Source organism: Leifsonia sp. KNZ13-11D, from assembly GCF_056754895.1.
On record NZ_JBPGWU010000001.1, the window covers coordinates 155,598 to 170,155 of the forward strand.

At 72.2% G+C, this 14,558-nt stretch carries 14 protein-coding genes; 9 read left to right on the forward strand and 5 right to left on the reverse strand.

The annotated features are described in order from the left end of the window. Positions 1–460: 460 nt before the first annotated feature. Both ACR9Y5_RS00795 and ACR9Y5_RS00800 read right to left on the reverse strand, forming a co-directional pair. Positions 461–1,438 carry a carbohydrate ABC transporter permease gene (locus ACR9Y5_RS00795; RefSeq protein WP_481296152.1) on the reverse strand — a complete coding sequence of 326 codons (978 nt, stop codon included), beginning with the start codon at positions 1,436–1,438 and terminating at the stop codon, positions 461–463. Then, the gene (locus tag ACR9Y5_RS00800; protein ID WP_481296153.1) at positions 1,438–2,409 is read right to left on the reverse strand and encodes a carbohydrate ABC transporter permease; all 972 of its coding nucleotides are present in this window, start codon (positions 2,407–2,409) and stop codon (positions 1,438–1,440) included. The genes ACR9Y5_RS00795 and ACR9Y5_RS00800 overlap by 1 nt, the downstream gene beginning before the upstream one ends. A 604-nt stretch (positions 2,410–3,013) precedes the next feature. Between ACR9Y5_RS00800 and ACR9Y5_RS00805 the strand changes: the two genes are divergently transcribed. The 9 genes from ACR9Y5_RS00805 (at position 3,014) to ACR9Y5_RS00845 (ending at position 11,367) form a co-directional block, all read left to right on the forward strand. After that, entirely contained in the window at positions 3,014–4,048 is a 1,035-nt protein-coding gene (locus ACR9Y5_RS00805; protein ID WP_481296154.1) for a LacI family DNA-binding transcriptional regulator, read from the forward strand. A 478-nt stretch (positions 4,049–4,526) separates the two neighbouring features. Beyond that, on the forward strand, positions 4,527–5,543 hold the full coding sequence (locus ACR9Y5_RS00810; RefSeq protein WP_481296155.1) for a BadF/BadG/BcrA/BcrD ATPase family protein: 1,017 nt from the start codon (positions 4,527–4,529) through the stop codon (positions 5,541–5,543). Beyond that, positions 5,540–6,814: a 6-phospho-beta-glucosidase gene (locus ACR9Y5_RS00815; protein ID WP_481296156.1), complete on the forward strand. Its 1,275-nt coding sequence runs from the start codon at positions 5,540–5,542 to the stop codon at positions 6,812–6,814. Before ACR9Y5_RS00810 ends, ACR9Y5_RS00815 begins: the two co-directional genes overlap by 4 nt. Then, positions 6,811–8,373 (forward strand): FAD-dependent oxidoreductase, encoded by a 1,563-nt coding sequence (locus ACR9Y5_RS00820; protein ID WP_481296157.1) that lies wholly within the window; start codon positions 6,811–6,813, stop codon positions 8,371–8,373. Before ACR9Y5_RS00815 ends, ACR9Y5_RS00820 begins: the two co-directional genes overlap by 4 nt. 73 nt (positions 8,374–8,446) lie before the next feature. Next, on the forward strand, positions 8,447–8,761 hold the full coding sequence (locus tag ACR9Y5_RS00825; RefSeq protein WP_481296158.1) for a DUF7882 family protein: 315 nt from the start codon (positions 8,447–8,449) through the stop codon (positions 8,759–8,761). Positions 8,762–8,831: 70 nt separating this feature from the next. Beyond that, on the forward strand, positions 8,832–9,323 hold the full coding sequence (locus tag ACR9Y5_RS00830; protein WP_481296159.1) for a hypothetical protein: 492 nt from the start codon (positions 8,832–8,834) through the stop codon (positions 9,321–9,323). Then, positions 9,304–9,753, forward strand: a complete 450-nt coding sequence (locus ACR9Y5_RS00835) for a DUF6098 family protein (protein WP_481296160.1) — start codon at positions 9,304–9,306, stop codon at positions 9,751–9,753. The genes ACR9Y5_RS00830 and ACR9Y5_RS00835 overlap by 20 nt, the downstream gene beginning before the upstream one ends. 10 nt (positions 9,754–9,763) lie before the next feature. Continuing rightward, complete coding sequence (locus ACR9Y5_RS00840; RefSeq protein WP_481296161.1) at positions 9,764–10,405, forward strand: hypothetical protein; 642 nt, start codon at positions 9,764–9,766, stop codon at positions 10,403–10,405. Beyond that, complete coding sequence (locus ACR9Y5_RS00845; protein ID WP_481296162.1) at positions 10,402–11,367, forward strand: glycosyltransferase; 966 nt, start codon at positions 10,402–10,404, stop codon at positions 11,365–11,367. The genes ACR9Y5_RS00840 and ACR9Y5_RS00845 overlap by 4 nt, the downstream gene beginning before the upstream one ends. A gap of 24 nt (positions 11,368–11,391) precedes the next feature. Here ACR9Y5_RS00845 and ACR9Y5_RS00850 read toward each other — a convergent pair whose 3' ends face one another. From ACR9Y5_RS00850 to ACR9Y5_RS00860, 3 genes are read right to left on the reverse strand one after another with little or no spacing between them, the layout of a single operon-like run. After that, a complete protein-coding gene (locus ACR9Y5_RS00850; protein WP_481296163.1) occupies positions 11,392–12,258 on the reverse strand; it encodes a hypothetical protein in 867 nt (288 codons plus the stop codon). Between the two features lie 28 nt (positions 12,259–12,286). After that, complete coding sequence (locus ACR9Y5_RS00855) at positions 12,287–12,943, reverse strand: hypothetical protein (RefSeq protein ID WP_481296164.1); 657 nt, start codon at positions 12,941–12,943, stop codon at positions 12,287–12,289. Positions 12,944–12,976: 33 nt separating this feature from the next. Further along, positions 12,977–14,530, reverse strand: coding sequence for an FAD-dependent oxidoreductase (locus ACR9Y5_RS00860; protein ID WP_481296165.1), 1,554 nt, complete (start codon positions 14,528–14,530; stop codon positions 12,977–12,979). Positions 14,531–14,558: the final 28 nt, after the last annotated feature.

The window sequence follows — 14,558 nt, forward strand, 5'->3', positions numbered from 1 at the left end:
GCGGCTCGATCGCCCCGTCGGGCGGCGGCCGCACGCGGCGCATCCCCTTTCGCTGAGGTGCACGTTGTTGTGGACCCGGGCGGCGTGTCGACCCCAACAACGTGCACCTCGGCAGCGGTAGGGCGGCCGCGGCCGTCGAGCGGTGAGTGGATGTTGCTACTCGCCTGCGATTCGCGCACGTACTCCCGACTCGTGCCCGGGGCCCACGCGGCGCATCCCTCTTCGCCGAGGTGCACGTTGTTGTGGAGCCGGGCGGCGTGTCGACCCCAACAACGTGCACTTCGTGCCGCGGCCCGGGGGCGACCGGACGCGGAGCGACCGCGGTCCACCCGCGGGCGCCGCGCATCCACCCGCGGGCGCCGCGCATCCACCCGCGTGCCGCGCCTGACCGTGCCGTCGGCTTAAACGCCAGCGGGCGCGGCGGACCATGTCCGACCGCGCCCGGTGACAGGGGCCGGGATCAGCCCTTGCGGCCCTGCGTCGCCACGCCTTCGATGAAGTAGCGCTGGCCGAAGCCGAACAGCAGCAGCATCGGCAGCGTCACGATCAGCGCGGCCACCATGACGTACTGGTAGTCGCCGTGGCCGCCGTTGGTGGGGCTGAACGTCGTCATCGCATACGAGATGCCGAGCGGGACCGTGAAGCCGTCGACGCCTCCCGCGTTCAGGTAGATCAGGGCTGCCTGCAGGTTGTTCCAGCTGGCCTGGAACTCGAACAGGAAGATGATGATGAACGAGGGGATGCTGAGCGGCATCGCGATCCGGGTGAACAGCCTCCAGTAGCTGGCGCCGTCGAGGCGCGCCGCCTCGAAGAGCTCGCGCGGGAGACCCATGAAGAACTGGCGCTGCAGGAAGATGTAGAACGCCGAGCCGAACAGGTTCATCCCGAACAGGGGGATCCACGTGCCGACCAGGCCCAGGTTCTTCCAGATCAGGTACTGCGGCACCATCGTCACGGCGCCCGGGAGCATCATCGTCGCCAGCACCAGGCCGAACAGCAGCGTCCGGCCGGGGAACTTGAAGTACGCGAACCCGAACGCGACGATCGAGCTCGAGATCGCGACCAGGCCGGCGGCCAGGATCGCGATGACGATGCTGTTGCCGATCCACGAGAGGAGGGGCAGCTGGTTCCACACCTCGACGTAGTTCTGCGGCGTGAACGTCTTCGGCCACAGCGAGTTGTCGAAGACCTCCTCCCGCGGCTTCAGGCTGGCCGCGAGCAGCCAGGCGAACGGGTACAGGAACAGCAGCGTGAAGCCGATGGCGATGATCCACAGCAGGGTCTTGCCGATGATCGACTTGGGCTTGTACCAGCGGTTGCCGACCGGCTTGTCGCCGCGGCGGTTGGGGGTGTTGCCGCCTTCGAGCTGTGCGGCCTCCAGTTCGGAGGCGAGCGGGGCGAGGGCCGCGGCAGCAGTGGACTGGGTCGCGGACGACATCACTTGTCTCCTTCGTAGTAGACGAGCCGGTTGCTGACCTTCACCTGCACCAGGGTGATGAGGAGGATGATCACGAACAGCAGCCAGGCCATGGCGGCGGCGAAGCCGAAGTTGAACTGACGGAACGCCTGCTGGAACAGGTAGACGCCGTAGAACAGCGAGGAGTCCGGCGACGCGTTCGTCTGATCTCGCCAGAACAGCAGATACGCCTGGTCGAACACCTGCAGCGCCGCGATCGTCAGCACCACCACGTTGAAGAAGATCGCCGGGGAGATCATCGGGATGGTGATGGTGAAGAACTTCCGGATCGGGCCGGCGCCGTCGAGGGACGCGACCTCGTAAAGGTCCTGGGGAACGTTCTTCAGCGCCGCGAGGAAGATCACCATCGTGCCGCTGACGCCCCACAGGGTCATCAGGACGATGGACGGCTTCACCCAGTTCGGGTCGATCAGCCACTGCGGGCCCTCGATGCCGAACAGCGCGAGGAAACGGTTGATCGCACCGGTGTTGCCGTTGAGCAGCAGCAGGAAGATGGATGCGGTCGCAACGGCCGGCGTCATCTTCGGCAGGTAGTAGATGGTGCGGAACACGCCGGCCCCTCGTCCCACCCAGTTGAGCAGGAGGGCGAGCAGCAGCGCGAAGATGATCTCGAGCGGCACCGCCATGACGGCGTAGAACAGCGTGTTGCCGAGCGACAGCGCGACCTTGGGGTCGTTGAACAGCTCGGAGTAGTTGTCGAACCCGGCCGGGCTCGCGCTGTTGGTGGCCAGGTTGTAGTTGCTGAACGAGATGAAGAGGCTGTACAGCATCGCGCCCAGGGTGAACACCAGGAATCCGATGATCCAGGGGCTGATGAAGAGGTATCCCGCGATGGCCTCGCGCTTGTTGTACTTCTTCGCCCGCGCCTTCTTCTCCGGCTTGCGGTCACCCGTTCGGGTCTTGCTGCGCGACGCGTCGGTCAGGACGGCCATCAGCGGCCTCCTCGCGTCGCGTCATCGAGCTCGGTGATCCTCATCGCCACCCTTTCGATCCGTCCCCCGCCCCTTTTGGCGTGGTGTGGCATCGTTACCACATAGCTGCGACTATAAGTCCTCACGCGCAGGGCTGCAACCGAACCCGGCCCATTCCCGGGTTGCGCGGCCGTGCGCGCCGGACCCGTCCCGGCTGTGTGGGCGGTGCCGACGGGGGAACTGCCTGTGTGACGCGAACGGTACACCGGTGCGGCGGAGGAGTCAGGGGGATCGGCGCCGCCCCGCAGGCTCGCGTCCTGCAACGCTGGCTCGCGTCCTGCAACGCTGGCTCGCGTCCTGCAACGCGGTCTCGCGTCCCGGCAACGCGGTCTCGCGTCCCGGCCCGGATCTGGCCGGCATCCCGCGCCGCCGCCCCGCATCCCGGCGCTGACACCGGTGCGACGCGATGCGGCACCGTCGCACATCCCGGCCAAGGTCTCGGCCGGACCGGTCGCGGCGCCGCGAGGCGGCCCCGGGAGGCGCGGGCGCGCGGCGACCGTTATGGTGGATTGGGCCGGGGGTCCGGCGCTCCGGCGCGGGACCGTCCCGCGCGAGAAGGGTGCCCATGATCGAGAACGACGCGGAGGGGGCTCCGCGCCGCGCGACGCTGAAGGATGTCGCGCTGGCGGCGGGGGTGTCGCAGTCCACGACCTCCCGTGCCCTGAGCGGTGAAGGCTACGTCGCGGCCGGCGTGCGCGAGCGCGTGGTGGCGGCCGCGGAATCCCTCGGGTACGTCCCGCACGCGATGGCCCGCAGCTTGCGCAAGCAGGACAGCCGCACGATCGGCGTGCTGATCTCGGACCTGCGGAACGCCTTCTACGCGGACCTCGCCGCCGGCATCGCCGCGCGCGCGCGGCGTGAGGGTTACACGATGATGCTGGTCGACGACCAGGGCTCGACCGAGGCCGAGATGGATGCTGCGCGCGCCTTCGTCGCGACCCGCGTCGCCGGTGTGATCGTCACGCCGCTCTCGGGTGACGTGTCCGACTACCTGATGCGGCAGCACATCCCGGTCATCGAGGCGGACCGCCAGTTCTCTGCCGGACGCTGCGACGCGGTCATCATCGACAACTCCGGCGTCGCCAAGCGGATGACGGACCACCTGATCGACCTCGGCCACCGCCGCATCGCGCTCTTCATCGACGAGACCACCTGGACCACGGGTGGGGAGCGCGCCGCCGGCTACCGCAGCTCGCTCGAGGGCTCGGGCATCGCCGCCGACCCGTCGCTCGTGATCTCGACGGGATGGGACGCCGACGGCGCCCGCAAGTCGGCCATCGACATCCTGGCCCGCCGCGACCATCCGACCGCGATCTTCGCGGCCAACAACCTGCTGGCCGAAGGCGTCTGGCGGGCCACCAACGACCTCGGCCTGCGCATCCCGGAGGACGTCAGCGTGGTTTCGTTCGACGACTCCGAGTGGATGAGCATGGTGAGCCCCGGCATCACCGCGGTCGCGCAGGACGCCGTCGCCCTCGGCGAGACGGCCCTCGACCGCCTGCTGGAGCGCCTGCGAGACCCGGCCGCCGAGCCGCAGACGATCGTCCTGGAGGCGCAGGTGCTGCCCCGCGGGTCCACAGCGGCGCCCCGGGCGCTGTAGCGCGGGGGCGCCGCCTCAAGGATCCCGCTGGCGCGATGCGTCCCGACATTCGGCACGAATGTCGGGACAGGGCCCCCGGGGACGACATTCGGCACGAATCGCGACCCACGTGGTCGTGAGGCGTTCGTCTCGCAACATTTGGCACAAATCGTGGTTATGGCGCCCGCTTTCCCACGATTCGGCACAAATCGTGCGCGGCGGGGGCGAGAGCATTCGGCACGAATGTCGCGAGTGCGGCTCGCCGAGGCGATGTTCGGCACGAATGTCGCGAGAGCGGCTCGCCGCGGCGATGTTCGGCACGAATGTCGCGAGAGCGGCTCGCCGCGGCGACGTTCGGCACGAATCGCGGGCGGCGGAACGGGAGCCGTACGTACGACCAGCGCCCCGACAGCGCCCCAGCGCAGCACTCCGCGCGAAGAGGTGGAATCGATCCCATATTTGCGGCAGGATGGGCGCGGCGAAAGGACCGACGCTGACCATGCCCACGAACCGTGCCCCTGAGCCGGCCTTGGCCGTCGCGATCGACGGCGGCAACTCGAAGACCGAGGTCGTCGTGCTGGAGCGCGTCCGCGGAGACGCGGGCGGGCTGGTCGAGCGGATGCGCGCGATCGGCGCGGGCAGCGGTTCCGGACCGCAGGCGGTCGTCGCGGCGGTCCGGCAGGTTCTGGCCGGTGAGCGCATCCGCCCGGAGGACGTCGCCTGGGTGTCCGCCGCGATCGCGGGGCTGGACTTCCCGGGCGACGAGGCGGCGCACCGCTCCGCTCTCGCCGGGCTGTTCCCGGGAGCCGTGATCGAGGTCGCGGGTGATGCGGTCGCGGTCCTGGACGTCGCCGGCGGGGCGGGCGACGCGCTCGCCATCGTGTGCGGCGCCGGGCTGAACGCGGTCGCGCGCGGGCCGCTCGGCGTCGCGACGGTGCCGGCGCTCGGCTGGGTGAGCGGCGATTGGGGCGGCGGCGACGAGCTGGGGCGCGAGGCGGTGCGCGCGGCCGCCCGCGCCGAGGACGGCCGGGGGCCGGAGACCGCGCTGCTCGCCCTCGTTCTCGCCGAGACCGGTGCGCCCGACACGGTGACCCTCGCCCGCAGCATCCGGGACGGACGCATCGGCATGAAGCACGTCGGCGCGCTGGCGACGACGGTCGCGCGGGCGGCCGCCGACGGCGATCCTGTCGCGACGGAGCTCCTGGGTCGCGCCGCACGCGAGGCCGTGCTGCTCGCCGGTGTGGTGACGCGCAATGCCTGGGGCGCGGAGGGGCGCGTCCCGCCGGGCACGCCGGCAGCGCTGGCCGGCGGTCTGTTCGCGGACGCGGGCTTCCGCACCGCCGTCTCCGCGGGGGTGCACGCGCTCGGTTTCGATCCGCAGCCGCTCCCCTTCCGCCCGGTCGACGGTCTGGTCCGTGCGCTGCGCGACCGCCTCGCCGACCTTCCCATGCACACTCCCGACCGAACCCCCGACCGAACCCCCGACCGAACCCCCGAACGAAAGGACCCCCGATGAAGGTCACGGTCATCGGCGCCGGCTCCACCTACACGCCCGAGCTGGTCTCCGGCCTGTGGAACGAGCGCGAGCGCCTCACCGTCGACGAACTCTGGCTCATGGATGTCGACGGCCCGCGACTGGAGATCGTGGGAGGCATGGTCCGCCGGATGCTGGCGCGGCAGGGCGCGGACGTCCCCGTGACGCTGACGACCGACCGCACCGCCGCCATCGCGGGGGCGGATGCGGTGCTCATCCAGCTGCGGGTGGGCGGGCAGCGGGCGCGGCTTCAGGACGAGTCGTTCCCGCTCGCGTGCGGCTGCGTCGGGCAGGAGACCACCGGCGCCGGTGGACTCGCCAAGGCGCTGCGCACCGTCCCGGTGGTGCTGGACATCGCGCGGGAGGCCCGCGAGCGGGCGAACCCGGGCGCCTGGGTCGTCGACTTCACGAACCCGGTCGGCATCAACACGCGCGCGCTGCTCGACGACGGTCACAAGGCCATCGGGCTGTGCAACTTCGCGATCGGCGTGCAGCGCTGGATCGCGCGCGAGCACGGCGTGGAGCCGCACCGGGTCGAGGTGGACCCGGTCGGCCTGAACCACCTGTCGTGGGTGCGCCACATCCGCGTGGACGGTGAGGATGTGCTTCCGCCCATGATCGCCGAGCGGTCCGACGAGCTGGGCCGCCGCGGCGGCGTGGCGGGCGAGCTGATCCGCGACCTCGGGGTGCTGCCGTCGTACTACCTGAAGTACTACTACGCGCACGACGCAACCGTGGCGGAGCTGAAGGCGGGCACGCCCCGCGCGACCGTCGTCGCCGACGTCGAGCGCGAGCTTCTGCAGCTGTACGCGGACCCGCGCGTCGACACCAAGCCGCCGCAGCTGGAGGCCCGTGGCGGCGCCTTCTACAGCGAGGCGGCGACCGCGCTGCTCGCCTCGCTCGTCGCGGGCACGGGCGACACCCACGTCGTGAACGTCCGCAACAACGGCCTGATCGCCGGGCTCGCCGACGATGACGTGGTGGAGACGCTGTGCCGGGTGGATGCGTCGGGCGCGGCGCCGCTGCCGCAGGAGCCGGTCGCGCCGGAACTGCTCGGCCTCATCCAGCATGTCAGCGCCTACGAGCGGCTGGCCGCGCGGGCCGCGGTGACCGGTGACCGACGCCTGCTCCGGATGGCGCTGCTCGCGCATCCCCTCGTCGGGCAGTGGGACCTCGTCACCGCGCTGGAGCGCGGGCTGTTCGAGACCGGCGGCGACCTGCTGCCGCAGTTCGCGGAGCGCGCGGGAGCATGACCCGCGCCGCGGACGTGGTCGTGTACGGCGCCACCTCGGCGGGCGTCGCCGCAGCGGTCGCGGCAGCGGAGGGGGGCGCGAGCGTCCTGCTGCTCGAGCCGGGCCGGCACCTGGGCGGGATGACGTCGGGCGGACTCGGCTACACGGACGTCGGCGACGTGCGGGCGCTCGGCGGCGCCGCCGCGCGGCTGCGCGCGGACATCGCGGAGCACTACGGAACCGCGCCCGGACGGTTCGCGGGTCCCGAGCCGCACGTGGCCGAGGGGATCTTCCGCCGCTGGCTGGAGCGCGCCGGGGTCGAGGTGGAGTTCGACGCCCGCCTGCTCGCAGTCGAGACGGCGGAGACGGGCGGCGGACGCGGCGGCCGCGAGCTCCGGGCGGTCACGGTCGAGGGCGCCGGCCGGGTCGAGGGCGCCGTGTTCGTCGACGCGAGCTACGAGGGCGACCTGCTGGCGGCCGCGGGCGTGCCCTACCGGGTGGGTCGCGAGGACCGGTCGCTGTACGGCGAACGGTTCGCCGGGCGGCAGGAGCTGCTGCCTGGGATGCACACCATGCCCCCGTGGGTCTCGCCGTTCGCCGGCGACCCCACGGGCCGGACGGAGGGGCGCATCGTGCCGCAGCTGCACGACCGTCCGCTCGCCGGTATCGGGGAGGGAGACGGCGGCGTGATGTCGTACGGCTACCGGGTGTGCCTGACGACGGCGGCCGACCGCATCCCGTTCGAGCGGCCGGACGACTACGACGAGGCGTACTGGGAGCTCGGTCGGCGGTTGTTCGCCCGCGACCGTCGTGAGGGCGTCGAGCGCTCGGCGGGGGCCATGCTCGGCCTCGAACCGAACCTGCCCGGCGGGATGGCCGACGGCAATTCGCTGGGCCCGGTGTCGCTGAGCGTGCTGGACGGGTCGGCGTGGGAGTACCCGGACGCCTCGCCCCAGCGGCGGGAGGAGCTGCGGTTGCACCACCTGGCGCACACGCGCGGTTTCCTCTACTTCCTGTCGCACGACCCCGCGGTGCCCGCGGGCATCCGCCGGGAGCTGTCGCGGTGGGGGCTGCCGCGCGGCGAGTTCGCCGACACCGGGCACCTGCCGCATCAGCTGTACGTGCGGGAGGCCCGGCGGATGCTCGGCGAGCGCGTCCTCACCGAGCACGACCTCCTGGCCGGAGCGATCCCGCCCGACACGGTCGCTCTCGGCTCGTATCACATCGACGTCCGGGAGGTTCAGCGGATCTGGCGCTGGGTGTACGAGCATCCCGAGCCGATCGGCGCAATCTTCACCGAGGGGTACCTCTCCGTGCCCGTGCCGCTGTACGGCATCCCGTACCCGTCGCTCCTCCCCCGCCGGGAGGATGCGGCCAACCTGCTGGTACCGGTCTGCCTGTCGGCATCGGCGGTGGCGTTCGCGTCCGTGCGGATGGAGCCGCAGTACATGATGCTGGGGCAGGCCGCGGGGTCGGCGGCCGCGCTCGCCGCAGCGGGAGGGCGCGCCGTCCAGGACGTCGCGATCGATGTGCTGCGCGACCGCCTCGTGGCGGCCGGGCAGCGCGTCGCATTGTCATAACCACGGTCTGGGACCGGTGTCAATCCCCCTGACACGAAAGGATTTCAGTGCCGTGTTAAGGCACTATGAGGTTATGGGAAAACTCGTCTACGGCGCCGGACAGGAGTACGACCTCGATGACCGCGTACTCAGCCACGTCAAGCTCGCGATCGTCGCGAAGCTCCGGCGTCACGAGAGCTTCCTGCTGAACTGGGACGTGCCGGTGGAGCAGGGCTCCGGGCGAGTGTCGCTCTGGATCAGCCGCGAGGTGCCGCTGGCGTTCCAGTTCAGCGGGAGCCGCCCTCCGGCGATCAACCCGCAGTGGCTGGAAGCGCTGATGCACACGTCGCAGCGCACCGGCGGAATGGTGATCATGTCCGAGGACGAGATCGCTCACCACATGCCCTGATCGGGCCGCACGGTTCGGCCGCTTCGTCAATCCCCTGCTTTTCGGGAGGGTCCGCTTTAGCTTTGCTTGCATGGGCGATATGACGGCGAGCGCAGTGCTGATGATGCTGCCGCGACGCGCCCGGACCCCCGTCGCGGTTCTGACCGAAGGGCCGGTCCCCTCGTCGCTCCGCCTGGATGTGTTCGGCGGGCGCGATCTGTTCGTGCGCATGCGACGAGGACCGGGCGTGCACGGCCTGAGCGAGCCGTACCGGGAGCAGCCGCGCGACGAGTACCCGGCGGAGTCCGATCCCGCCGTGGTGGTCTCCTCGGACAGTCACGCCCCGGCGCGTTTCGCCTGCTCGGCCTCGGTGTTCGGGGCGACCGACGTCATCGTCTTCGTCCCCCTGGACGCCGACGGCGATGCGCCCACGCAGGTCAGGGTGCCCATCCCGTCGCTCGACCGGCCGTCCTGGCATGTCTTCGAGCTGGTCTCGCGCACCCGGATGGAGTGCCGCTACCGCGTCGCCCGCCGGGACGACGCCGTCCCCGTTGGAGGTTTCCGTGCTGTATCAGCTCTCTGAGGTCGAGCGGCTGCTCGACGAGACGCCGGGGCTGTTCGTCCGCTACTCCGCCGGCTACGCGGCCGACCTGGAGGACGGGTCGGTCGACGCCGAGAGCGGACTCCCGCTTCCCGGCCTCAGCGCGCATCCGCTCGACGCCGAGCCGTGGTGGACGCTGCCCCGCGTCGAGTGGATCGCCCGCCAGATCAGCCGCCTGCCCGCGCCGCGCCACGCCCCGCAGGACGGCTCCCGGCCCGACCGCTTCGCCTGGCTGCTGCGCGGCAGCGTGGCCGGGCACGGCCCCGACGGCGAGGCCCTGATCGGCGAGGTCGAGGTCGTCGGCCGGCTGGCCGAGTGCCTCATCGAGCAGGCGGACCGCGTCTGGGGCGCCCGCTTCGACGCGGAGCTCGGGCGCCGGGAGGCGGAGCTCGTCTCGGTGGCGCATGCCTGAGGCGGTCGGTGTGGAGCCAGGAACCCAGACCACCGTCGCCGCGAGCGCCGTGCTGCAGCTGATCTCGGACAGCCCGTCCGGTGGGACCGCCGTCGTGCTGCGCCGGCCCGAGGCGCCCCCGTTCGTCGTGATGGGCGATGATACCGAGGAGGGCTTCGCCCGCCTGCGGCGTGGGACCATCGCGTACGGCATCCCGGAGACGTATCAGGCCCTCCCCCGCGACATGATCCGCGCCGGCCACATCCTCCATGTCCGCGATGACCACCGGCCCGGGCGGGTGGACAAGGCGGGCTCGATCTTCGGTCCGGCGCCCGACAAGCTCTGGGTGCCGCTGGACGACGACAGGCGGCCCTTCGCCCGGATGCGGGTGCCCATCCCGTCGCTGGAGCGGCCGGCCTTCGTCGAGTTCGTGCTGGTCGGCGAAGACGACGTGCTCGACTACCGCCTGGACGGCGAGGCGCGCCTCGGCGACGGGTACATCTGCCCGTACTGCGGCAAACTGTGCGCGCAGAAGGAGCCGCACACGGCCGCGCACGGGGTCGCCGGTCACACCCACGCGGGCGTCCCGGCCGGTCAGGATCAGGACGGCCCCGCGCCGGAGACCGGCCCGCTCGAGGTCCGGGGGCACCCCGGCCCCGGGTCGCAGCTGTGAGCCGCGCGCTGCGGCTGCTGGTCTGGCAGGTCCACGGCGGGTGGATGGACGCGTTCGTCCGCGGCAGGCACACCTACCTGCTGCCGCTGGATGCGGAGGGCGGCGGCGGTGTCGGCGACCGCGACTGGCCGGCCACCGTGGTCGACGTCCCCGAGGCGGAGCTCGCGTCGACGCCGTTCGACGCGGTGATCCTGCAGCGGCTGGAGGAGTTCGAGCTGGTGCAGCGTCTCACCGGCCGCACTCCCGGTGTCGACGTGCCGGTGATCTTCGTGGAGCACAACACCCCGCAGGACAGCGTTCCGAACTCGCGGCATCCGCTCGCCGATCGCGACGATGTGATGATCGCGCACGTCACCCACTTCAACGCGCTGTTCTGGGACGCCGGGTCGACGCGGACGACCGTGATCGAGCACGGTGTGGTCGACTACGGCAACCACTTCACCGGCGAGCTTCCGCGTGCGGCGGCCGTCATCAACGAGCCGGTTCGGCGGTGGCGCGTGACCGGCTCCGATCTGCTCGGCGGGTTCGCCGCGGTCGCGCCGGTGGACGTGTTCGGCATGCAGGTGGACGGGCTCGCCCGGGCGCTGGGCGTCGGGGACGACCGGGTGGTCGCCGCGGGTGACATCGAGGCTCCCCGCCTGTTCGCCGAGGTGGGCCGCCGCCGCGTCTACGTGCACCCCAACCGGTGGACCTCGCTCGGGCTGTCGCTGCTGGAGTCGATGACGGCCGGCGTCCCGGTGGTCGCCCTGGATGCGACGGATGCGCGCCGCGCCGTCGTCCCGGGCGTCGGCGTGGTCTCCACCGACCCGGCCGAACTGCATGCCGCGGTGCGGGCGTTCGTCGACGACCCCGGTCGCGGGGCCGAGGCCGGGGAGCGGGCGAGGGAGTGGGCGCTGGAGCGCTTCGGGCTCGGCCGCTACCAGGCGGACTGGGACGAGCTGCTCGCCCGCTGGGTCGGCTGAACGTCGCGAACCAGCGGTCACGGGTCAGTCGTCGCGGGCGTCGCGCAGCACCTTCTCGGCATCCCGGACCGCGTGCTGCGCCTCCGACAGCCGGCCGCGCAGCTCGCGCTCTGCTGCGCGCACCTCGTTGAGGTCGTCCAGGATGCGCTGCAGGCGCCGCTGCAGCCGCTCGCGTTCCCCTTCGAGGTCGCCGCGGCGGTCGACCGTCTCGTCGAGCTCGTCGTCGATCGCCTCCGCGTCCGCCCGGGCGCGCTCGACCGCCTTCTCGCCTGCGCGGATGCGGCGCTGCCGTTCGCGGCGCTCGCTGGCGGACTCGTCCGGCTCGGCGCGCGCCTCGTCGTCCTGCCGATCGTCGCCGGAGGCCGCGGAACGTCCGGAGCCGGACCGCTTCGACCGGGGCGACGGCGCCGGGAAGTCCTCGATCTCGATCGGGAGCGCCACCGCGTCCGAGACGTCGACCTGCTCCAGACCGGTCGATTCGAGGGCGCGGACGAGCATCCCGCTGCGCACCGCCGCTGCGGCCGCCGGGTCGATGACCGCGGCCTGCAGGGTCTCCTCCACCTCGCGCTGGACCGCCGGGCTGAGCCCCAGCCCCTCGGTCGCGCGCTGCAGCATCCGCTGGCGCTCCTGGGTGAGGGATCTGATCTCCGCACGGTCGCGCGCGGCGAAGGCGTCGCGCATCCGTGCTCCGATGTCGAGCACATCGCCGACCAGGTCGGGATGCTCGCGCATCAGGGCGTTCACCGCCGCGGCCGAGGCCGACGGCTTGCGCAGCGCCTTGATCTCCTTGGCGGTGGGCCGGTCGGCTTGCGCCGCGGCCGCGTTGCGCCGCGCGATGAAGTCGCCGGGGGCGGCGGCGTAGAGCTCGCCGGCGACCTCCCGAACGTCCATGCCGCGAGTGTACGCGCGCGGCGACGGCTCAGGCGCGGGGAGCTTTGGCGGCCTTCACCGCCGCGAACCACGCGTTCGACGAGGGCAGCCAGATGAGTACGACACCGACGACCGCGAGGGCGAACTGGAGGAACCCGGCGCCGTAGCCGTTGATGATGTTGAGCAGCGACAGCACGGTGAGGACGGTCAGCACGATCCGTGCCCAGTTCGCGCCGCGGCGCATGAAGAACGCGAACAGCACCAGGGTCACGGCCCAGAAGATCAGGGTGACGATCGCCCAGGTGGTGGCGCCGGCGATGACGGCGTCCGTGACGCTCTCGGGGTTGGCCGAGCCGTTCTTGCCGGATTGGCGCACGGCTTCCAGGAACTCGGCGCGCTGCGAGCCGATCGCCACGATGGTGATGATGCCGCTGATGACGCTCAGCACGGCGCCGGCGACGAAGAGCCAGAAGGCGATGTTGACGTTGCGCGGCGGGACGGTGGGTGCGGAGAGGGGAGCGTCGGCGGCCGCGGCGGACGCGGCTGTCTCGGGGTAGGCGGGAGGCGGCGGGGGCGCGGCCGGGAAGCCCGGCCCCACCGGTGCGGGCGCGGGGTCGGGTGCGGGGGCGGACGGCGGAGTCGCCGGCTCGCCGGGCCCGGTGGATCCGGCGGGGCGCGGCGTGCTCTCGTCGTCAGGGATCGTCATGGCGCGACCCTACTCCCGGGCCGCAGGGGCTGACTAGGCCTGGCGAGCGGCCCCACCCGCGGCGCCGTCTGCCGCGGGGGCGTCCACCGGAACGGCCGGAGCCGTCCCCAGCGGTTGCGTGGCCGGGCCCTCGAGCACTGTGCCGTCGGGCGCGAAGCGCGACCCGTGCAGCGGGCAGTCCCACGAGAGCTCGGCGTCGTTCCAGCGCACCACACCGCCGAGGTGCGTGCACACCGCCGTCAGCGCACAGGTCGTCCCCTCGACCGTGGAGACGGCGACCGGTGTCCGGCCCCGGCGGCCGACCACGCCCGTCCCCTCGGCGACCGGTTCGTCGCCGACCTCCGGTGCGGTTTGCGCGGCCGCCCATTCCGTCACGGCCGCCTTGCCCACGCCCGCGTTCATCACCACGCCGGACGCGATATCCACCGGCCGGGTGACCCGGTGGTGCATCACCCGCGCCCATTCGAGCGTCTCGCCGGTCAGGTCGGCGGTGAGGCTGAGCGCCGAGGCGATCGCATTCGTCATGCCCCACTTGTCGTACCCGGTCGCCAGGTACACCCGGCCCCGGCCGCGGGGGAGCCAGCCCACGAACGGCACGCGGTTGGCCGAGCGGTAGTCCTGCGCTGCCCACCAGTGCGTCCGCTCGGCGCCCGGGAACGTGCGCTCCGCCCACGCGGAGAGGTTGGCCAGCTTCTCCGCCGGCGAGTCGGCACGCCCGGCCGGATGCCCGTTGCCGCCGACCAGCAGCAGTTCGGACCCGTCGGCGGCGGCCGCCGTGCGCAGCGAACGGGTCGGCGCGTCGGCCGAGAGGTACATCCCCTGCGGGATGTCGCCCGGCACCCGGTACGCGGTGACGTACGACCGCGTGGGCTCGACCTTCGCGAAGTACAGGCCGCGGTCCAGGCTGGGCGTCCCCGTCGCGAGGATCACCTGGTCCGAGCGGGACGTGCCCGACGTGCTGGTGACGACGGCCGGCTTGGAGGCCGACACGTCGGTGACCCGCTCGCCCTCGACGATGCGCCCGCCGAGGCGACGGAACTCGGCGGCCAGTGCCGCGAGCACGCGAAGCGGATGCACCTGGGCCTGCCCGCCCAGCTTCAGCACGCCCTCCACCGCGAAAGGCAGCTCGGTGCTCCGCTCCTCGACCGCGTCGAGGCCGGCGACGCGTGCGGCGGCGAGCTCCGCATCCAGCTTGTCCAGTCCGTCGAGTGTGGTCGCGTAGGTGACGGCGTCGCGCAGTTCGAACGGCACCCGCTGCTCCTCGAGGAAGTCGAGCAGCCACCCCTGGCCGGCCGTGTTGCCGTCGACGTACGCGCACAGCACCGCGTCGGAGGCGTGGCGGCGGATGGCGGACAGCGTCGTGCCCTGCAGCAGGCTCACCTTGCCGGTCGTGTTGCCGGTGGTGACCGCGCCGACCGTGCGTGCCTCGAGCACGAGCACCCGCATGCCGGAGCGCGCAAGCATCAGCGCCGTGGCGAGACCGGTCAGTCCGGCGCCCGCGACGATGGTGTCGTAGTGCCCGTCCCACTCGAACGCGTCGGTGGGGATGGGCGGGGAGGTCTGGAGCCAGAGGGACGTCGTCGGCATGGGATGAGCATCCCCCTCGCGGTGCGGT